The organism is Aquirufa sp. ROCK2-A2 (assembly GCF_054558485.1).
The window spans coordinates 1-21220 of record NZ_JBPXKA010000011.1 but is presented as its reverse complement, the minus strand read 5'-3'; the positions used below and the strand labels follow the sequence as shown (position 1 = coordinate 21220).

Annotated in this window: 19 protein-coding genes; 8 read left to right on the top strand and 11 right to left on the bottom strand. The window is 39.4% G+C overall.

Annotation, left to right across the window (positions count from 1 at the left end):
- Positions 1–2: 2 nt before the first annotated feature.
- The 5 genes from V7S76_RS12145 to V7S76_RS12125 all read right to left on the bottom strand — a co-directional run bounded on the left by V7S76_RS12145 (position 3) and on the right by V7S76_RS12125 (position 5398).
- Positions 3–959, bottom strand: a complete 957-nt coding sequence (locus tag V7S76_RS12145) for a nucleoside hydrolase (protein ID WP_459510393.1) — start codon at positions 957–959, stop codon at positions 3–5.
- Positions 956–1852, bottom strand: a complete 897-nt coding sequence (gene rbsK, locus V7S76_RS12140; RefSeq protein ID WP_459510392.1) for a ribokinase — start codon at positions 1850–1852, stop codon at positions 956–958. The genes V7S76_RS12145 and rbsK overlap by 4 nt, the downstream gene beginning before the upstream one ends.
- 6 nt (positions 1853–1858) lie before the next feature.
- Entirely contained in the window at positions 1859–3385 is a 1527-nt protein-coding gene (locus V7S76_RS12135; RefSeq protein WP_459510391.1) for a sulfatase family protein, read from the bottom strand.
- Positions 3386–3497: 112 nt separating this feature from the next.
- Positions 3498–4139 carry a peptidoglycan DD-metalloendopeptidase family protein gene (locus tag V7S76_RS12130; RefSeq protein WP_459510390.1) on the bottom strand — a complete coding sequence of 214 codons (642 nt, stop codon included), beginning with the start codon at positions 4137–4139 and terminating at the stop codon, positions 3498–3500.
- Between the two features lie 2 nt (positions 4140–4141).
- Entirely contained in the window at positions 4142–5398 is a 1257-nt protein-coding gene (locus V7S76_RS12125; RefSeq protein WP_459510389.1) for a hypothetical protein, read from the bottom strand.
- Positions 5399–5497: 99 nt separating this feature from the next.
- Here V7S76_RS12125 and V7S76_RS12120 point away from each other — a divergent pair, with 99 nt between their 5' ends.
- From V7S76_RS12120 to V7S76_RS12110, 3 genes are all read left to right on the top strand, one after another.
- On the top strand, positions 5498–6130 hold the full coding sequence (locus tag V7S76_RS12120) for a YdeI/OmpD-associated family protein (RefSeq protein ID WP_459510388.1): 633 nt from the start codon (positions 5498–5500) through the stop codon (positions 6128–6130).
- A gap of 317 nt (positions 6131–6447) precedes the next feature.
- Positions 6448–6726, top strand: a complete 279-nt coding sequence (locus tag V7S76_RS12115; RefSeq protein WP_459510387.1) for a type II toxin-antitoxin system TacA family antitoxin — start codon at positions 6448–6450, stop codon at positions 6724–6726.
- A gap of 107 nt (positions 6727–6833) precedes the next feature.
- Complete coding sequence (locus tag V7S76_RS12110) at positions 6834–7232, top strand: GNAT family N-acetyltransferase (RefSeq protein ID WP_459510386.1); 399 nt, start codon at positions 6834–6836, stop codon at positions 7230–7232.
- A gap of 492 nt (positions 7233–7724) precedes the next feature.
- Here V7S76_RS12110 and V7S76_RS12105 read toward each other — a convergent pair whose 3' ends face one another.
- Both V7S76_RS12105 and V7S76_RS12100 read right to left on the bottom strand, forming a co-directional pair.
- Positions 7725–9125, bottom strand: a complete 1401-nt coding sequence (locus tag V7S76_RS12105) for a Gfo/Idh/MocA family protein (protein WP_459510385.1) — start codon at positions 9123–9125, stop codon at positions 7725–7727.
- 638 nt (positions 9126–9763) lie between these two features.
- Positions 9764–10675, bottom strand: a complete 912-nt coding sequence (locus tag V7S76_RS12100) for a TolB family protein (RefSeq protein WP_459510384.1) — start codon at positions 10673–10675, stop codon at positions 9764–9766.
- A gap of 281 nt (positions 10676–10956) precedes the next feature.
- Between V7S76_RS12100 and V7S76_RS12095 the strand changes: the two genes are divergently transcribed.
- The 4 genes from V7S76_RS12095 to V7S76_RS12080 are packed head-to-tail and all read left to right on the top strand — an operon-like array spanning position 10957 to position 15355.
- Positions 10957–11646, top strand: coding sequence for a porin family protein (locus tag V7S76_RS12095; RefSeq protein WP_459510383.1), 690 nt, complete (start codon positions 10957–10959; stop codon positions 11644–11646).
- 15 nt (positions 11647–11661) lie between these two features.
- Positions 11662–14100: an arylsulfatase gene (locus tag V7S76_RS12090; protein WP_459510382.1), complete on the top strand. Its 2439-nt coding sequence runs from the start codon at positions 11662–11664 to the stop codon at positions 14098–14100.
- A gap of 44 nt (positions 14101–14144) precedes the next feature.
- Complete coding sequence (locus V7S76_RS12085) at positions 14145–14621, top strand: hypothetical protein (protein ID WP_459510381.1); 477 nt, start codon at positions 14145–14147, stop codon at positions 14619–14621.
- Between the two features lie 5 nt (positions 14622–14626).
- Positions 14627–15355 carry a DUF3575 domain-containing protein gene (locus V7S76_RS12080; protein WP_459510380.1) on the top strand — a complete coding sequence of 243 codons (729 nt, stop codon included), beginning with the start codon at positions 14627–14629 and terminating at the stop codon, positions 15353–15355.
- Position 15356: 1 nt separating this feature from the next.
- Here the strand turns inward: V7S76_RS12080 and V7S76_RS12075 are convergent, their stop codons facing one another.
- The 3 genes from V7S76_RS12075 to V7S76_RS12065 all read right to left on the bottom strand — a co-directional run bounded on the left by V7S76_RS12075 (position 15357) and on the right by V7S76_RS12065 (position 18478).
- Positions 15357–15704, bottom strand: coding sequence for a VOC family protein (locus V7S76_RS12075; protein WP_459510379.1), 348 nt, complete (start codon positions 15702–15704; stop codon positions 15357–15359).
- Positions 15705–15722: 18 nt separating this feature from the next.
- Positions 15723–18062 (bottom strand): TonB-dependent siderophore receptor, encoded by a 2340-nt coding sequence (locus V7S76_RS12070; RefSeq protein ID WP_459510378.1) that lies wholly within the window; start codon positions 18060–18062, stop codon positions 15723–15725.
- Positions 18063–18211: 149 nt separating this feature from the next.
- Positions 18212–18478: a muconolactone Delta-isomerase family protein gene (locus V7S76_RS12065; protein WP_459510377.1), complete on the bottom strand. Its 267-nt coding sequence runs from the start codon at positions 18476–18478 to the stop codon at positions 18212–18214.
- A gap of 107 nt (positions 18479–18585) precedes the next feature.
- Between V7S76_RS12065 and V7S76_RS12060 the strand changes: the two genes are divergently transcribed.
- Positions 18586–18921 carry a winged helix-turn-helix transcriptional regulator gene (locus V7S76_RS12060; RefSeq protein ID WP_459510376.1) on the top strand — a complete coding sequence of 112 codons (336 nt, stop codon included), beginning with the start codon at positions 18586–18588 and terminating at the stop codon, positions 18919–18921.
- 22 nt (positions 18922–18943) lie between these two features.
- Here V7S76_RS12060 and V7S76_RS12055 read toward each other — a convergent pair whose 3' ends face one another.
- Positions 18944–20947 carry a glycoside hydrolase family 3 protein gene (locus tag V7S76_RS12055; protein ID WP_459510375.1) on the bottom strand — a complete coding sequence of 668 codons (2004 nt, stop codon included), beginning with the start codon at positions 20945–20947 and terminating at the stop codon, positions 18944–18946.
- Positions 20948–21220: the final 273 nt, after the last annotated feature.

Below are 21220 nucleotides of genomic sequence, written 5' to 3'. Positions count from 1 at the left end.
ATTTATGGTTTTCGACTAAAATTTTGATGGAGGTATTTTTTCATTATTTGTTGAACAAAGGCGTTTTTATCAATCGATATCCCAATTTCCGCATTGGGAATACCAGGAATTATCCGAGTAAACCCTTTGTCATCCACGCTTATTCGTACCTTTTCGGTGCTAAACATCTTTGGGAAGGCTTCCATTCCAATCGCAACAGGATCAAACAAAGTAGGCGTTTCTTGTCCCCAAAGTACATACAAAGCGCTCAATGCATTGCTTAAAACGGATTGCCTTTGAAGTATTTTTAAGCGATTGGCGGCATCCAACTTCACCATGGCCGTAACATCTAGGCCAGCATAAATGATGTTGGCTCCTGAATTAACAAATTTTTGTGCAGCAGGAATATCGACCAACACATTCCACTCGGGAATGATGGGCGCTTTTTCATTGTAACCGATATGGAAAGAGCCAAACATTGCATAAATGGCCTTCGCCTTTTTTAATACTTGGGGATCTTGGTCAATGATGTCGCTAAAATTGGTGACAGGCCCAACCGAAAAGATAATGACTTCACCCGGGAATTGATTCAATTTTTGCTGAATAAAATCCGCTGCCGGTAGGGTATTTTTGGCTATTTCAGGATGCGATGAATAAAAATCTTTGGACCAATAAAATTGTTCGGCGTACCAATTGGCGCGACTGTCTTTTTGGGATGTATTACGTCCCAAATAAATTGGAATATGCTGCTGGCCCGTTTCCCAAAGCAATTTTTGTGCTAATTCTGCCCGGTCATTTGTCCTTCCATAACAGGTTGTAATTCCCAAAATCTCATACCGATCTTGCATGGTCAACAATAAACCCAAGGCATAAGCATCATCTATATCGTCCCCTAAATCACAATCAAAAATGACTTTTTGTTTGCTTTGGCCAAACAGTTGAACAGAAATCAACAACAATAGCAGTATTTTTTTCATCATATATCTTTTAAATAAGGCATGGAAGCTTGTGCTCCTGGTTTGGTGACGGATAAAGTGGCGGCTCGACAAGCAAATTGGATGGATGCTAGCCAAGATTTCTGATTGGAAAGAGCCACAGCCAAAGCCCCGTTGAAACAATCGCCTGCGGCGGTGGAATCAATGGCCTGCACCTTTTCTGTTTCTACTAAAAATGATTCCATGGCAGATTGGTAATAGGCACCTTTTGAACCTAGTGTGACGATGACATGTTGAACACCTCTTTGCAATAATATGTCCGCGGCTTGTTGGGCTGTTGCCAAATCCATGACCGGTATGCCCGTCAATAACTCCGCTTCCGTTTCGTTCGGAGTAATGGCAAATAAATGCGGATAGAGATCCAATGGTATTTCAGCTGCAGGTGCTGGATTCAAAATGACCTTTAGCCCTTTTTCGGCTGCTTTTCGGATAGAATAATCGACCGTTGCCAAAGAAATTTCCAATTGAATTAATACATAATCGCCAAAAGAAAAAAGTCCCTGTGCCGCGGCTATATCTTCTTGATTCAAGGCAGCATTGGCGCCCGAAGCGACGGTAATACTATTTTCTCCTTCGGAATCGACATTGATTAAAGCAATTCCAGAAGCATGAATTGGATCTATAAAGACAAAAGTGGAGTCAATACCTTCTTGTTCAAATTGGGCTTTTGCCATTTGTCCAAAAACATCATTTCCAACTTTGGCCACAAAATGTGTTTGTCCTCCTAATCGGGCACAAGCAACCGCTTGATTCGCCCCTTTTCCTCCAGGGTTCATAAAAAAAGAGCCCCCTAAAATGGTTTCGCCTGGCCGAGGAATTCGACTTGTTTGAATGACCATATCAGTATTGGAACTGCCTATAACAATGATTTTTGGCATCGCTAATTAATCTTTTTGGTTGAAAATACGTAAAGCATCTTGGTCTTTTAAACGGACAATTTGGCTTTTCAATTGATTTTTAAGTTGCTTGATAAGTACTTGATAGGCAGGATCGGAGATTAAGTTATGTAAATTTTGTGGATCTTTTTTAATATCATATAATTCCCAAAAATTCTTTTCACCATAAAATCGTGCAAAGGAATATCGCTCGGTCCGAATACCAAAATGGGGATAAACATGGTGTGGCTGAGGATATTCGTAATAATGATAGTAAGATTCGTTTTTCCAATTCGTCTTTTGTCCTTTCAAAATCGGTAAAAAAGATCTTCCCTCCAATGCCTTTGGAGCCTCCGTTTGCATGATATTTAATAAAGTTGGCGCCCAATCGACATTGGAAACCACTTCATTCACTTTCATGCCCGGCTTGATAACACCCGGATAACGGATTAAAAAAGGTGTTTTTAAAGACTCCTCATAGATAAATCGCTTGTCAAACCAGCCGTGTTCCCCTAAATAAAATCCTTGATCCGAGGCATAAATAACAACCGTATTTTGAGATAAACCCTTTTGATCCAAATAATCCAATAACTCTCCCACGTTACGGTCCAAGGAATTGGCGGTAGACAAATATTCCTTCATGTAACGTTGGTATTTCCATTCTGTCAAAGCCTTGCCCGTCAACTTGAGTGAATCAAATTCCGCAGAAATTTTATTGTAATAAGGCTGAACTTTGGCCGCTTGCGCAGGATTTAGGCGATAATTGGACAAACCTTTGCCTTGGCTGAAATCCAAATGAATTTTTAGGTCGTCCATCAATGTCATCGTTTTCTCTATCGACATGTCCTGATCTTGGGCAGCCAACCTACCTTCGTAATTATCATAAAAAGTAGCTGGTAAAGGGAATTTCACTTGGTCATAAGCGCCCAAATCTTGAATGGCTGGAATCCATGAGCGGTGGGTTGCTTTGTGCCCAACCACCATAAAAAACGGTTTCTCTTTATCGCGATTTTCCAACCATTCTTTGGATAATTGCGTAATCACATCCGTTACGTAGCCTTCGTGACGAATTTTTTGATTTTGACTATTCACAAAATCGGAATTATAATACCAACCATGACCGGGTAATATATTCAGGTAATCGAAGCCATGAGGCAAAGAGCCTAAGTGCATTTTACCTACCCAAGCCGTTTGATAGCCATTTTTTTGCAATTCTTCTGGAAAGACGGCCTGATTGATATCAAAAACCTTTTCGTTCAGCTTATATCCATTGGAATGACTGTATTTGCCCGTCAATAGCGTTGCTCGACTAGGTCCGCAAATGGAATTGACCACCACATTGTTGTACAAAATAGCCCCATCTTTGGCAATTCGATCAATATTGGGTGTTTTAGCAAGCTTACTGCCATAGGCGCTAATCGCTTGCGAGGTATGATCATCCGTGATGATGAAAATCACATTCGGTCTTTTTTGTTGTGCCCAAATAGAGTTAGACAAGGCATAAAACAACAAAAGGAGTATGGTAAATTTTTTCATAGGTTTAGATTTTCTGGATAGGAAGACAGCTAATTTAAATAATTAATAGATCTTTGTGCCCTTCGTGTTAAAAAAATATTGATTCGTTTTAAACACAGAGGGCACAAAGTTTTTATATATATTTTCTTTCCCACAAAACCCTTGGATCCGGGCAGTTTTGCGCATAAAAGGCCTGGTCACGTTCTAAACAAACACCCGGATAATCGCCCACAAAATGCTGTAAATCGCGAATACATTGAACATGCAAATGAGGAGGCCAAGAACCATTTTCGGATGAATGACCCAAATGACAAAACACGTCGCCTTGGCGAATATATTGCCCAATTTTTAAAGGCTCTAAATCCTTATGCGACAAATGCCCATATAAACTGTACAAGGTTTGGCCACCAAATTCATGTCGCAAAATAATGGTTGGGCCATAATTTCCTAAGCCCTCATTGATTTGTAAGGCATGAACCACGCCATCTTGGGGAGCCAACACGGGTGTGCCCGCTGCCGCCCAAATGTCTATTCCCAAATGAATATTTCTAAAATCACTTTGCTGTGTCGCAAAATTACTATGTGCCTCGTAAATCTTACGATGTTCCAAATAGCCTCCTATTCCCCAATTTGGACCGATTAATTGATTGATGTAGGTAGAAAATAGCTCTACATCTTGAAAAATATCCGTCTTCAAATTGGGATTATTTTTACTCAAATCTAACTGAACGGAATTTTCGGAGGTAAAATCCTCTGAAAAAATGGGCTTAAACATCTTTATTGAAACTGAAAAATAAGCGGTAAAACAAATATCACAAAAATCAACCAAAGCGCATAAAAAAGAAAAAGACCGGTTAGGCTTTTGCCAAGTGACTCCACTTCCATTTTTCCTCGGCAAATTTGGACCAAGGTTTTGGCGACCCAAATTAAATTAATCATGATCAGGATATTACTGCCTAAAACAGCGATTCGATTAGGCGTTGAGCCAAATTCAATCACACGAAAGCCAATGGCAGATAAGGCGATGGCATTGTTGACAACAGCTAAAAGCGCCAATCCGGTTAAAGAAAACAATTGAAATCGACCAATGGAATCCTTGCTAGCCTCGCTCACCGAAAATAAAATCAAGGCCATTACTCCCAATAAAATGATGTTGAACACCAACAAAAATTCTCGGTCATTGTAAGGATCTTTTCCTGTCAAAATCAAAGCTAGAAGAAATCCCGACAAGGTAATAAAAACCAAAGGAGTAAATATTTTGGCGATGATGGGTGAGATTTTGTTCACCAAGGAAGGATTCGATTGAACCAAAAAGGTGGCAAGAATGGGAATGGAAGGCAGGGCTGAAAGGACCCCATATTCAAAATACCATTTTTCAATTTTCAGGTCAATTACCTTAAACAAGCCAATGGTCAAGGCTGTAAATATCCCACCTGCCAAAACCAGCACCGCCATCATGATCAACAAATTACCATTATAACGTAAAAAATCCATGCGCTTGTCACTTGATTTCCAATCATCCCCGATAAAGTTAAAGCCCACCAGCAACCAAATGAAAATGGGCAAATGAATGCAAGCTAAAATGAGCGTATTGCTATTGGTTACATTTGGCAAAACATTGATATAAATGGCAGAAATGGCGAGTATCCCCAAAGAGAATTGAACAGGCCGAGTAAAAAATCCTTGTTTTTTGGCAAAATACGCAGCAATAAAAGGGAAAGATACAAAACCGATATTTCGGGGATAATAGAAGTCGTTTGAAAAATGAAAAAGGCGAGGAAATTGTATCAAAAATGCAGCCAGGATAGCAAAAATGCCAAATAAAAACCAATCTTGTTTGTTGCCAAACTGGGATTTACTAGAAGAATAATTCAAGCGATGGTACCAAACCTGCGCGATGGGCGAAGGATGGATGCTTGGGTACATATTGAAAAAGGCGGATTTAAATTCCTCTGGATGAGCTTGATAAAGTTGTTCCAACTGAGCAGGCTGATCGAGATGATCCTGTATTTTTTGTGTCAGATTTTTAGCCATGATGGACAAAATTTAGGAGGAAAGAAAAAATTAATACTTAAATTCGAAGTTAGCGATAAAACAGGTAAGCAAATTTCCATTCATCCCTTTATTTGACAAATGAACCCAAAAGTTGATGCCTTTTTAGTACAAGCCAAAAGCTGGCGAGAAGAATTAAGTGTTTTGCGAGGCATTATTCTCCAAAGTGTATTGGAGGAGGAGCTGAAATGGGGTTCTCCCTGTTACATGTTGGATAAGAAAAACGTGGTCATTATCCATGGATTCAAAGAATATTTTGCAATTATGTTTTTCCAAGGAGCGATCATGAAAGATCCCTTGGGCCGATTGGTGAAACCCGGTGAAAATACGCAGGCAGGCCGACAAATGCGGTTTAAAAACATGGATGAATTGGTGCAGGATGAATCGTTGATCAAATCTTACTTGGAGGAAGCCATATCCCTAGAAAAAGCCGGTGCGAAAGTCGTGTTCAAAGATCCATCGGAATTCAACATACCGAATGAATTTCAGGCGCATTTGGAGAAAAATGCCGCATTAAAAACAGCCTTTGAGAAACTAACTCCTGGCCGACAAAAAGCGTATTGCGTGTATTTTGCGGACAGCAAGCAGTCGCAAACCCGAGAAAACCGCATCGAAAAATTCATTCCTAGAATTCTAATCGGCAAAGGCATGACGGATTGCACTTGCGGTTTATCCAAACGTATGCCCGGCTGTGATGGTTCGCATAGAGGATAGAAGAGAGAAGAGAGAAAAGAGAAATGAGACAAAGAGAAGAGGGAAAAAATATAAACCTATTACATTTTCTCTCTTCTCTCTTCCAATTTTCTCTCTTCTCTCTTCTCTCTTCTCTTTTCTCTCTTCTCTCTTCTCTATGTGTAAAAAAAATCAAGGAATTGATAATCGTTCTTACTCATTTAACAAACAACTATATTTTTTCTATTTTTGAAATCTTAAACATGTAAGATGTTTGGAGATAAGCGATGGTTTTTTTACCAGAAAAAACACCAAACATTGTACGTATAATATCCGTACATTTGTAAAAAATATCCTTAATGAAAACATCCACAAAAGAACTTTCTCGCTTTGATGCTCGGATTCCATTGGAACAAAAAATGTTGTTTGAAAAAGCCGCGGCGATAGGTGGTTATCGAAATCTAACGGATTTCATCCTAATGGCTGTACAGGAAAAAGCCAAAGAAATCATCAAAGAAAACGAACAAATTTTGTCATCTGTTGAAGATGCTGAAATTTTCTATCAAGCATTAATCAGTCCAAAAAAGCCATCTGAACGACTAAAACAAGCTTTTAAAAAACATAAAAACCTTTCATAAGCGCCAGGACTATGTTTGAATTGTTAAACAGTCGGCACCAACGAACTGACTTTGATTGCGGAAATGAAATGCTAAATAGGTATTTAACATTTCAAGCGGGACAAGACATGAAACGAAAATTAGCAGCGTGTTTTGTGTATTTGGATAGCCAAGAGCAAGATATCATTGGCTATTACACCCTTTCCAATACCAGCATCCCTCTCGACTATTTTTCGGAGCCAATTCGCAAGAAACTCCCACCTACTTATCGGTCCATTCCAACTACCTTATTGGGCCGATTGGCTATTGATCAAAAATACCAAAGCCATGGACATGGAGAGAAAATCCTCATGCATGCCTTAACAAAATGTTATGAAACTTCCTTGCAAATTGCCTCCTTTGCCGTTGTGGTAGACCCCATTGACCATGCTGCAGCCCAATTTTATCAGAAATATGATTTCATCTCATTACCCGATAGTCAGAAAATGTTTTTACCTATGAAGGTCATTGAAGAATTATGCAGGTAGGAAAACGGGAAAAGAGAATAGAGAAAACGGGAAAAGAGATGCTTCGACAAGCTCAGGAACCGAGCTAAGCCAACGCTATTTATTTTTTTAAAACTTACAAATGAACTTGCGGTTAATCCGACGAAAGATTGGAACGAAGCGGTAGGCGGAGCTTTGACAATGCGCATGGGCGATGTGCGTCAGGGTCAAAGAAAATAGCCGAAAGCGGAGTGAAAATCGGTCAGCTTGCTGATTCGTCTTGGATTAACTTGCGAGGTATAAGTTTTTTTGTTTCTTTTTTTTCAAAAAAAGAAATGCCATAGAAAATGAATTAGCCAGAAAATTGCATTGTTGGCCAGGAAAAATGTAATTAAATTTGATTTAGCCACAATTATTGGAAAAGATCCTGAATTTTAGTTTTTAACCCTTAATTCGCATTAATAACTAAATTTCTCATTTTCTCTTTTCTCATTTTCTCTTTTCTCTTTTCTCTTTTCCCGTTTTCTCTCTTCTTTATTTCAACTTCATATTCACCGGATCCCAATGAATGATTTTCTTTTGGAAATAACTTTCGTTACAGGCTAAGGCTGGGGCAGCAGCGCGGAAGCCAAATGCCGCATCTTCCACCACCGTTTTGCCCGTTCTGATCGCATCAAAGAAATTCGTGAAGTGATCTACGTGCTCGTCGTATCCCGCTGGGGCCTTGAAAGAAATGTCTTCTTTGATTCTTCTCTTTCTTTGCGACTCAGTCCATTTTTCATTGTACTCTTTCGTCATCTCTTCCTGCATGCTTTTGGAGAAAGTAAATACCGAATCATAACCACCAAATCCAGGGGCTTCTGGCATTAAACTGTGCTTAATCGATATCGTATTTCCTTTTACATCCATCACTCCTTCTGAACCGATGAAACGTGTCACCTCTTGTCCACCTGTACCACTGATAAAATTCACTTGCAAGGTCAATTGAAAAGCTGGATGCTGAGGAGTTTCACCGTATTGCATAATGCCCGACATCACATCCGGCAAATTACGTCCGTCTTTCCAATAACTAAATTGTCCTGTACTAAAGATAGTTTCCGGTCCCAATGAATTCGTCACAAAATGCGTACCGCTCAATAAGTGAATGAATAAATCGCCCGCTACGCCTGTTCCAACTTCTTTGAAGGCTCTCCACCAAAAGAATTTTTTCGCATCAAATTCCATTTTTCCAGTCGCTTCAATGAAACGGCCCCAATCGGTTGTCATGGCATCCGCATCTTTAGGGATGGTATATTCCCAAGCGCCAATGGAACTTTGACGGTCATAAACCGCATTCACCATGTTTAATTGACCTATTTCACCCGCTGCCAATAATTCTTTGGCTTTCGCTAAACCAATGCTACTTACCCGTTGTGAACCAACTTGCAACACTTTGTTGTATTTCTTTTGTGCTTGAATCACTTTTTGGCCTTCATCTATTTTATAAACCATGGGTTTTTCGCAATAGACGTGCTTTCCTTTAGCCAAAGCATCAATCGTAATTTTTGCATGCCAAACATCATGCGTAGCAATGATCACCGCATCAATGTCGGCTCTGTCCAATAATTCCTTGTAATTACGTGTCGTGTATAAGTCTTTGCCGTATAATTCTTTGGCATTCTCGATGCGTCCCGTATATAAATCGCAAATTCCTGCCAGCTCAACACCCGGCACTTTCAAGGCAGATGCCAAATCAAAATGTCCTTGTACACCAAATCCAATAACACCTACTCGTATTTTTTCACCGGCAGATATTTTTCTTTCGTACATCAATATACGTTCCTCGGCTTTTTGTTGTGCTGCATATGACTGCAAGGGCGCTGCCGCCGCAATCATACTTGTTGCGCCAATTTGTTGTAAGAATCTTCTTCTAGATGCTTGGCTATCGTTTTTCATTTTCATAAGTTGTTTAGGCGTACAATTTATGAAAAGAAGTGGGAAAAGAGAAGAGAGAGGAGAGAAAACTGGAAAAGAGAAGAGAGAAAACGGGAAAATGGGAAATGGGAAAAGAGAAAAGAGGAAAACTAATAACTGATAACTAATAATTGATAACTAATCAAGCTCATCAATGAACTTTTGGTTAATCCCAACGAAAGATTTGAACGCAGCGGTAGGCGGAGCTTTGACAATGCGCAAGGGCGATGTGCGTCAGGGTCAAAGAAAATAGCCGATAGCGAAGTGAAAATCGGTCAGCTTGCTGATTCGTCTTGGATTAACTTGCGGCTAATAAGTTTTTTTGTTTCTTTTTTTCAAAAAAAGAAATGCCATAGAAAATGAATTAGCCAGAAAATTGCATTGTTGGCCAGGAAAAATGTAATTAAATTTGATTTAGCCACAATTATTGGAAAAGATCCTGAATTTTAGTTTTTAACCCTTAATTCGCATTAATAACTAAATTTCCCCGTTTTCTCTTTTCCCGTTTTCTCTCTTCTCTTTTCCCGTTTTCTCTCTTCTCTTTCCCCGTTTTCTCTCTTCTCTTTTCCCATTTTCTCTCTTCTCTCTCCCCGTTTTCTCTCTTCTCTTTCCTCTCTTCCCTAATTCAATTCATATCGCACATACGCGAATTGTTTGCCATCTGGACTCCAAGAGGGAACATTGATCGTTCCTTGTCCGCCGTAAAAGGCATCGGTTAAATCCTTGATTTTCTTGGTTTTTAAGTTCAATAAACGCAATTTGACTTGGTGGCCAAAGGGGTGACTTTGTTTTTGGTCCTCTATATAGGAAATGATGGTTGCCACTTTGTTATTGGGTGCAATGTGCGCAAACCAATTGGACATGTTATCAAAAGTCATTTGCTCTGGTTCTGAACCATCGGGTTTCATTCGCCAAATCTGCATCATGCCAGTTCGATAGGAATTGATATAAATGTACTTGCCATCGGGTGAGAATTCCGGACCATCATCCAATCCTTCGGTGGAAGTCAAACGGATTTCTTCTCCGCCCGCGCTGTCCATTTGGTACACATCATAATTCCCATTTCTAGCCGCACAATAAACCATGGTTTTACCATCGGGGGAAATGCCATGCCAATAAGAGGGCGTTAAGGGTGTCAACTGAATGGGTTCTCCACCGGCTGCATCAACTTTGTAAATAAAAGAACTTCCGCCTTTGATTTCCGGCTTTCCGCTAGAGATAAATAAGGTTTTTCCATCAAAAGTATAGCCATGGTCGTTATTGGCTTTTTGGACAGATCCGGTGGCTAATGTGCCTAACTTTTCTCCTTTTGGACTCACTTTTTCCAATTTCCCCAAGGCATTGATCAACAAAAATTGACCATCCCTCGACCAATTGGGTGCTTCAAAATGCCTGTTTTCTTTTAGAATCAACTCGGATTTGCCAGAGGCTAAATCGTAGATGTACAAGGAACTAATGACCTTTTTCCCTTCGGGGATTTGTGCCTTTACTGAGCAAGTAAAAAGGCAGACAAGGAGAAACCAATTTTTCATAAATATGTCTAGGTTTGAGGTAAATGACCATTGTTTCAACAATAATTGATCCATCTGGTTAAAAAAAGCGATAAAATTGATTTCCAAACATAGTCAAAAAATATTCAATTTGGGTTTGATTTGTAGGGAGAAGGCCCTAAAATTCATTCTCTACTCCGTGGCAATGTCCATTTTTGGAAAACTAGATGAACATAAATGAAAAGGAAAATTTGAATTTTCTAAAATTGAATATACCTTTGCAATCTGTTACCAATAAAATTCTTTGCGAATTTTGATTACCAATGCCTAACCAACAATTATACAGAGTCATTCTTTTTTTATCCCTCCTCTTTACTTATTCCAGTCAAGCACAGGAAGTCTTTGTCGAAACGGAGGCCGGAAAGCAATTCACAACTACCCCCAACAATACCTTTTTTGTAGAAGGAAATTGGCGACACATTTTAACGGAGTCGGGCTGGAATCGTTTTGGCTTGAGTGTTTGGTATCGAAAAGATCTAAAGAATCATTGGTCCATCGCTGGAGGTTTGGATAATTACTTGGTGTCGGACAAGAAAACGGCCAACTACAACGAATTACGTCCTTGGGCAATGGTCAGCTTAAAGTCCAAAGTGACCGACCGCCTAACTTTCCATCAATATGTCAAAACAGAATGGCGGCATTATTTCTATAGCGAATATTACGATTACGACAATTATAATCGCTTGAGATACCGAGTCCTTTTGGATCTTGATCTAGGTAAAACAAAAAACAAAAGCGTTTCGCATGCCATTAAACCTGGAGTTGAATGGTTTTTAATGGACAATCCTTCTACTGGAGAAAGGTACACCAACTCAAGGGAATATTCATTGAAATACACTCGTTCATCCCTTAACAAAGAATGGAGCATCGCCTATAAATTCGAGACCTTTTATAAGACTTTTAACCCCAATAGTTTGAACGCAAATACCTTTTTTATTGAGTATAAATTTTAAACATTTCATTTTTTTATGCTAAAACCAACCATGATTACGTCGATGAGACAAATGCTTTCCCTAGCCATTTTAAGCTTATCTGTACATTCACAAATTGCCTTGGCACAGGCAGATCCAAGAAAAGTGCGAGCCGAAAATTTCAAAGGCGAGATCCAATTGGATGTTCGCGCCTCTAAACCCGATTGGGCACCTTACACGCCCAAAAAAGCCCCTGCGGGGTCTCCCAATATTTTATTGGTCTTATTTGATGATACAGGTCTTGCGACTTGGTCTCCCTATGGTGGTGCAGTGAACATGCCCACCTTGGATAAATTAGCCAAAAACGGATTAATTTATTCCCAATGGCATACCACTGCCCTTTGTTCTCCTACCCGCTCTACCTTATTAACAGGTAGAAACCATCATTTAACCGGCAATGCAGCCATTACAGAAGGGGCCAATGGTTTTCCAGGGGCACATGGACGTATCCCTGCACAAACAGCTACCATTGGCCAAGTTTTGCAAGATAATGGTTGGAGTACATTTTGGTTGGGTAAAAATCACAACGTTCCTGAACAAGATATTTCTTCCGGTGCGAGTCGGAAACAATGGCCCACCCAAATGGGATTTGACCGTTTCTATGGATTTATGGGTGGAGAAACCAACCAATGGTATCCTGATTTGGTGGAAGACAATAGCTTTATTGAAGCGCCTTATGGCCCTGAAAAAGGATATCATTTATCAAAAGATTTAGCAGACAAGGCTATCCAATATTTGAAAGATCAAAAATCAGCCAATCCGTCTAAACCTTGGTTCATGTGGTATTGCCCGGGTGCCAACCACGCACCACATCATGCGCCCGAAGAATACATTGCTAAATACAAAGGGAAATTTGATGAAGGATATGAGGCTTACCGAAAATGGGTTTTACCACGTATGATTGCGAAAGGTATTGTGCCAAAAGACACTAAACTGACTCCGTTTAATCCCATTTCAAATGATATCGCTGCTCCTGGCGATTATGTTCGCCCATGGGATCAATTAAAGCCGGAAGAGAAAAAACTCTTTGCTCGTATGGCGGAGGTATATGCTGGATTTTCAGAATACACTGATGTTCAAATCGGACGAATTGTGGATTATTTGGAAAAAACGGGTCAATTAGATAATACGATTGTCATCTATGCTGCCGATAATGGCGCATCTGGAGAAGGTTCCCCCAATGGATCCGTGAATGAAAATAAGTTTTTCAATGGCTATCCAGATGAATTAGCGGAAAATATGAAATACATCGATGTATTGGGCGGACCTGATACCTACGAACATTTCCCAACAGGTTGGGCTGCGGCATTCTCTGCCCCTTTCAAAATGTTCAAGCGTTATTCAGATTATGCAGGAGGAACTTGCGATCCATTGGTCATTTCTTGGCCAAAAGGCATTCAAGCACGAGGAGAAGTTCGAAATCAATTTCACCATTCAACCGATATTGTACCCACTATCCTAGAAATTTGTGGATTAGAAATGCCTAAAATGTACAAAGGGGTTGATCAATACCCACTGTCAGGCGTATCCATGAAATACTCCTTTGAAAGCACGCCAGATGCTAAAACCCAAAAGAAAAGGCAATATTTTGCCATGTTAGGGACACGCGCAATTTGGGAAGATGGCTGGAAAGCTGTTGCGAAACACGTACCCATCACGGGACAAGGTAATTTTGAAAAAGACGAATGGGAATTGTACCATGTGGATGTAGACAGAGCAGAATCCAATGATTTGGCTAAGCAATATCCTGACAAACTAAAATCGCTTGTTGATGCATGGTTTGAAGAGGCTGATAAAAATTTGGTATTACCCTTGGATGATAGAAAACCAGTGGTGCAATTGGCGCTTGAAAGACCATCCGAAGAAAAAGCACGTGATCGTTACATATATTACCCACATACTGCACCCGTTCCAGAAGGAGTTGCCGCAAATGTGAGAGGTCGTTCCTTCAAAATATTGGCAGATGTTGAAATCACAGATGCCGATGCTAATGGGGTTATTTTTGCCCATGGATCAAGATTTGGCGGACATTCATTGTTTATCAAAGATCATAAATTACACTATGTCTATAATTTCCTAGGTATAAAACCGGAACAAAAATTCACCTCGACCAGCACCTTACAAGCTGGTAAATACGTGTTGGGGATGGAATTCAATCGAGAAAAAACAGGTGCCAATGGAGAGCAAATCGGTACGATGAAATTATACATCAACGATAAAGTGGTAGCAGAAGGCCCAATGCGTACTCAGCCGGGCAAATTTACCCTTTCTGGCGATGGTTTGTGCGTCGGTTACGATAGCGGTGATTCCGTGAGTCAATCCTACAAAACACCTGGCACATTTACGGGAGGAGAAATCATCGGAGTCGGCATAACCATTGAAAAAGCGCAATACTTAGATTTAGAAAGAGAAGCGAGATCGAAGTTTAGAGATTAACAAAATCCATATTTAACCAATCATTAACCATAAAAAAAACAATCATGAAACAAACAATTTTAATCACGGGTCTATTTCTTATCTCCTTTTTTGGCAACGCTCAAAACACACAAAAAGATGAATTACAAATTATTCAAACACTTTTTGGAATGGGGAAAAAAGAATTAATTGCTAGCTATATAAAAGCTCCTGTAGATAAACAAGATGCATTTTGGGCAACTTATGATCAGTACGAAACAAAAAGACAAGCTTTAGGAACTAAGCGTTTTGAGATCATCAATGACTACGCGAATAATTACTTTCAGTTAACAGATACCAAAGCAAATGAATTAGTAGGCGACGTTATTTTGAATAATGTGCAATTGGAAAAGTTGAATTACGTCTATTTTAAAAAATTCAAGAAATTATTAGGTGGAGTTGAAGCAGCGAAATTGATCCAATTGGAAGTGTATATTCAATCGCAAATCAAATCTGCCATGCAAAATACCATTCCGTTCATTGGAGAAATAAAAATTAAATAATCAAGATGAAATCCATTCTAACTATCTTTTTATTCCTTCCCATCGCCCTATTGGGTCAAGGAAGAAAAAATACCCTTAGATACAATGTTTCCAACCCCCTTATTTTGGGGGTTGATAACATTATAATTGGGTATGAACACATTGTTAAACCCTATCAGTCGTTTGTGGTCAATTTCGGTGTCAATCATTTGCCCAGCTTAAATCTAAAATCGTTTAGCAAAGACCAAACAACAATCAATTTAACCAAAACAAAAGATAATCCGGGTTACCATTTTTCCATGGAATACCGCTTTTATTTGCCTACGGAAAATAAATTCAAAGCACCCAGAGGGATTTATGTTGGCCCCTATTATTCCTTTAATTCTTTTTCCAAAAACAATTATTGGTTCGTGCAGTCGCCGCAGTACAATGGCGATTTAATTACAGATATTGATTTGAAAATTCATACCATAGGTGTAGAAATGGGATATCAATTTGTCTTGTCTGATCGGATTGCGGCAGATATCATTTTTCTTGGACCAGGCTTAGGAAATTTTGATATCAATGCGAAAATAAATGGCTACATCAATGCTGACGACAAAAAAAGTATTTATGATAATGTTCAAAGCCTTATAGCTGAAAAAATCCCAGGATACAACTTTGCTATAAACCCTCAAGAAATCGACAGCCAAGAACACATTAACGTTAATCGCTTAAACTATCGATTCATGGTCAATGTTGGTTACCGATTTTAGATCATTTCATTTCTTGTCCAAAATGGATAATATTCCCGCTATTGTCCAAAATACTAAACTGCCGCATGCCCCAAGCCATGTGCTGTAATTTGCCATTGGGGTGGACAATGCCTAGTGATTGACATTGTCCATAAAGCTCATCTATTTCATTCACATATACATAACAACCGGTATTCTTGGGGATATTTTCATCGTCACAGCACCATAAATGAATGCTGATGTCATCTCGATGAAACATCAAATAGCCATCCCATGCTGCATTACTTTCAAAACCTAAATTCTGATAAAAAGTAATCGTTGCTTCACGTTCTAAATAGGCAAGAATAGGAGTAGCTTTTAATAAGGTCATAATAGCTTGGAATAAATTTTACCAAACATACGAAATTCCTGCACTAAAATTTCGGGGATTGATGGGATTAACCGAGTTATCATCGTGAACATGATAACTCAAAACATCACCCACATTGCCCACCTTCCCACGTACCATGACATTTTTATATCGGTATGAAAGGGTAAAATCTACTTGGGTAAAATCGGGTAATTCAATCAAGCGATAGGCATCATTCGCCACAGCAATTCGAGTGGATCTTCCAGCAAATCGTTGTCCCAAATACACCGCTGTAATTCCCATTTGCAATCCATTTTTCTTGTATTGAATGCCTAAATTTCCTGTATGATTCGGATTGTATTTCAACAAACTTCCTTCTACATACGTGTTGCTTTTCACATATTTGGTTTCATTGTAACTATACCCTCCCGTAAATGAAAATCCAGCAAAAGGCTTAGTACTTACATCCAGTTCCAATCCTTCACTTTGAACCGAACCGACCATTTCTTTGGTATAGGCATAGGTGGTAGCATTGACTAATACATTTTGAGCCAAATTATTATTCAAAATTCGGTAGGCCGTCAAATTCGCGGAAAGTAAACCATTAAACAATTCATTTTTTACTCCAACTTCGTATTGATCAATCAAAGAAGGCGGAAGCGCTTTGTTATTGATATCTACTCCGGTATTCAAGGTAAAAGAATTGGAATAACTCGCAAAAATGGAATGTGCTTGGCTTGGTTGAAACACCAATCCCAAACGAGGTGAAAAGGCACCATCGTAGTTGTTGGAAACAGACGTTTTCTGAGAACTAAACGTATAAAGCTCACTGGTGGTTTGTTGGTAAGAATAGCGCAATCCCGCCAATAATTTAAACCGATTACTCAAATGAATCAAATCTTGCGCATATACCCCTACTCGATTAACCGGAGCAGTGGTGGTGGTGGAAGGATTTAACACAGGTTGATCTGTACGGGCCAAGTACTTTCGAGTACCAAATACGTTAACGGTATCGTAGGATAGGTAATTTTGAAAAGCTTGAGTAAGGGTCAAATAATAATCGGTATCTGCCCCGATCAATATTTGATGTTTGACAGAACCTGTTTGCAGATTTCCCATTAAATCCACCTGAGCCATTCCATAGTTTTCATTGATCTTGGATTTCTGTAAATTTCGTACCCAGCGGCCATCTTCTGCAACAAAAGTTCCTGAATTGGGCCGCATGTTGGAAATGATATCCAAGGAATTTTGACGTAAACCAAAAAGAGTTTTTAAGGTCCATCGTTCGTCTAGGCGATGCGTCAGAGTTGCCGTTATACTTCCCTGATTTTGTTGAATATTCGACCAAGCAATGCCTAAAAAACGTTCTCTTGGGATATTGGCGATTTGGTAATTAATGATTCCTGCACCAAAGTCGGGCGTGCGTTGATCTTCCAAATAGTCCGCTTCTAGCAATAATTCTGTGTTTTTGCTGAGTTTAAACAACAAAGATGGATTAACATAAACCCTGCTGGAACTTACCCCAATTCGGAAACTATTGGCTTTTTCGTAAGACGCATTCAAGCGAGCAGCAACATGCTTACTGAGGCCACCATATACATCAACACTAGGTTTAAACAAATCCCATGAACCTGTTTTCAATCCTACTTCACCTCCAAAATTAAATTTGGGTTTTTTAGTAATTAAATTCAACACGCCACCCGCAGCCACATTCCCAAACAAAATTGCGGAACTCCCTTTCAAAACCTCCACTTTTTCCACCCCACTCAATTCACTCATGACCCCATTGGCAAATCGCATTCCATTTTTAAAGGTGTTGGAACTACCCAAGGCAAATCCTCTTGCCGAAATTTCTTCTTGATAACCGCCCGTGGTTCCCATGATGTACATCCCATTGGTGTTCATCAACACATCGCTCATGCTTCGCACTTGTTGCGCATCCAACAGCGATTTGTCGATGGTCATCACACTTTGCGGCAAATCCATTGGACGTATGGGCAGTTTACCAATATTGATCGGTTTTTCATTTTGACTCACATACCCGACTACGACAATTTCTTTTAAGTCGGTAGAAGACTCCAGCAATTCCAACCCGAGGTTCAGCATTTTACCTTCTTCCAAATTGATTTTTTGGATAAGAGTTTTAAATCCGACAAAAGAGGCTTTGAGTGTGTAGCTGCCGCTTGGTAAGCTAGGAAAAGAAAAATTTCCTTTTTCATCAGACATTTGACCTTTCTTTAATTCGGATATTTGGATGGAAACACCCGGAACTGGTTGATTTTGAGCATTATTGACAATCCCGACTAAAGCAGATGATTGGGCAAAAATGGCAGCAGAGATAAAGATAAAAAGGGCACTTAGGCGAATGGAACGATACATTTGGTTTCAATATTTATTTAGACTAATTATAAATAATGCACAAATGTAAGGGACACATCCATACAACGCAAGCTTATTTAGAATTATTTTAAATAGCGTGTCTCCTTATGAAAATGTCCCCAATATCAAAAAGTTGGATCCTAGTTGAATTAAAAATCCTTGATTAAAGGAAAGAACTCTTCCGATTTCATGAATGGATACAAAGGAAGCGTTTTAACCAATTCACGAACAGCGGTTTCTTCAATTCCTTGAAAAATTAAGACTGCGCCATTTCGAGTTGGACGAAGAAAAAGTTGCTCCAAAATACCCTCTTCGCGCCATTGGGCAATAACAGCTCTTTCATGTTGGATAATTTCTGGAAAATTAGCGGGCAGGTTCTCTGTTTCGATGGTTAGTATAAATAATACACGATTCATAATGGATGAAGTTTTAAAAATGATTTTGCAAAACTAAATCCAACACTTTACTTTTGCAAGTAGGAACACATTTGTATAGTAATAACACTAAGTAAAGTATTAAGTCCATGGCCTCAAAAGAAGAAAAAAAATTAGAAATTTCGGATGAAAATTGTCCCATAAAAAACGTAGTTGAAATATTAGGAGGTAAATGGGCCTTTTCCATCATCTACTTCTTGTTACAGGGAACCAAGCGATTCAAAGAAATAGAACATGGCATTACAGGAATCAACACCCGAATGTTGGTCAAAGAGTTGAAATCCATGCAGGAAAATAAAATTCTTACGCGAAAAGCCTATCCCACCATCCCGCCAACGGTAGAATATACCCTGACCGAAAAAGGCAAAAAACTGGAACCCATTTTGCAGGAGTTATATAAATGGGGAAAAGCCTATGATGTATAAATTCTCATTTTTACCTCATACCTCAATACCCTATTCCCGCTCCGAATTTAAACAAAGGATAATTCGGGCCTTCTAAGTAACCCGGCACATCAGATTTGTTTTCTTCCACGACTTGCATGTTTTTTGGCGTGGTAAATGGCATTTTTCCGCTTGGATTATATTTACCTGTCACAATATCCAAAAGCGCTTCTTGTGTTGTTCCGAAAGTCGCAATGATTGTTTGGGTATTGGCTTGATCGATTTCTTCAATGACCCATGGATTCGTATAGTTGATGGCGACAATCGTTGGTTTCGACTGAATCAATTCATTGGCATGTTTAACATCGATTCGGTTGGCAGAAAGATTCAAATCAATTTTTGTTCCTTGGGAGCTAAATAATCCGCCGCTACTTGGAATTAACCAAAGTAAAATAACATCCGCCTCTTCTTTGGTTGATACAAATTCAATGTTTTTATCGTCGTAATTGGGTTTGGCAACTTTGATTACATCGGCATTTCTACCCGTATTCATGTAGGTTTCAAAATACACTTTGGTCTTTTTTACCAAAGGCAAAACCTTCTGATTATTTCTTAATAATACGATGGATTTTCTTAAAGCTAAATTAGCAAATTCTGTTGCTTCTTTATTCCCAACGATTTTTACTGCATTTTCAACATCCACATAGGGGTTTTCAAATAAGCCTAGTTCAAATTTCTCTTTCAACAATTTTTCTACCGATTGGTCTATACGTGCTTCGCTAACCATTCCTTTTTTAACTACCTCAATCAAAGTGCTTGGATCAGCTGCGCCTGAAAAAATATCCACTCCGGCATTCAAAGCTTTTTGGTAACGCTCCATAATGCTTAAATTTTCTACTCCCCATGGCATCATCTCAATCGGGCCCGTGTCCGAATTGATGATTCCATGAAAGCCTAATTTTTGTTGCAAAAGATCATTGATCATAGCTTTGTTGAATGAAAATCCTACATTTTCAAATTCTTTTCCTTTGGGAGCTGAATAATAGGGCATGATGGCCGAAGTTCCTGCCTCTATGGCTGCCTTAAAGGGTTTTAAGTGGAAATCAAACATGCCACCTGGGTAATGCGCAAATTTTCCCCAATCGAAGTGTGAATCTTGTCCGCCCTCTTGTGGCCCTCCTCCTGGAAAGTGTTTGGTGGTCATGGCTACAGAATTGACTCCCAAGTTTTTACCTTGAAATCCCAAAACGATTTCTCGAATCATGTTAGAAGTTAAATCGGCATCTTCGCCAAAAGTGCCTTCCACACGTTGCCAGCGAGGTTCCGTGGCTAAATCAGCCATGTACATATACCCTTTGCGTAAACCAACTGCTTTCCATTCTTGAGCAGCAGTCTCCGCAAATTTACGGGTCAAAGCAAAGTCGCGCATAGCCGCCAAACCTAATTCGCCGGGCCATTTTGAAAAGGCTGTTACTCCTACGCTTAGTCCGACAGAGGCATCTGTCGTAACGTGATTTCGTGGATTGGATGCCACAATCGCTGGAATTCCCAAACGAGTAGCTTCACAAAGTTCTTGAAGATTATTGGACCATTTTGCCATCGTGGATGGGCTAGTATTGGCTCTTAAAATAAAATGGCGCAAATGAAATTGTTGAACCCCTTTTGTTGTTCCTGCTGCTGCCATATTGGGTGCTCCCAAGGGTTTGCGAGTGAACATATTCGTATTTTGTACCAAATCCTCTTCGTTAAAACCTTCCGTAATCGGAGTTCTTGGGCCAGCTTGAACCCCTTGAGCAAAGACATTGTCGCCTGCCATCCGAGTAGTACTGATGAGCATAAAACCCAGTTTTTCCTCCAATGTCATTTTTGATACCAAATCTTTAACTCTAGCATCCACTGGTAAACGCCAATCTTCGTATTTGTCGAGCTGATTGTTTTTGTTTAAATCTTTGAACTGAAGGTTCTTGATTGTTAATGTTTGTGTTTTTCGAGCAACTAGTTTTGGTTGATTTTGTGCGAAAAGGCTTGTTGAAAAGATGGTCGCAAGAAACAAATATTTCACTTTCATAGCAGAACAATAAGGGTTTTGTACTAAAAGCCTGAAAGGTACTTTTTCTAATCAAAAATGCCGTTATTCATTAGGGCGTATGGCTTATGATGATTCCGTCAAAAGATTATTGAGCCTGTCAAAGTATACCTCTTACCTTTTACCTCTTACCTATTACTGACGGTGCCTGAAAAAAGTTGACACATCTTTCTTCTTTTTAAACAAGAAGAAACATGAAAAAAACATCATTTAGAGTTCAGCTGATCTTTTCGGAAGAACTTCGCAAAGAAGTTG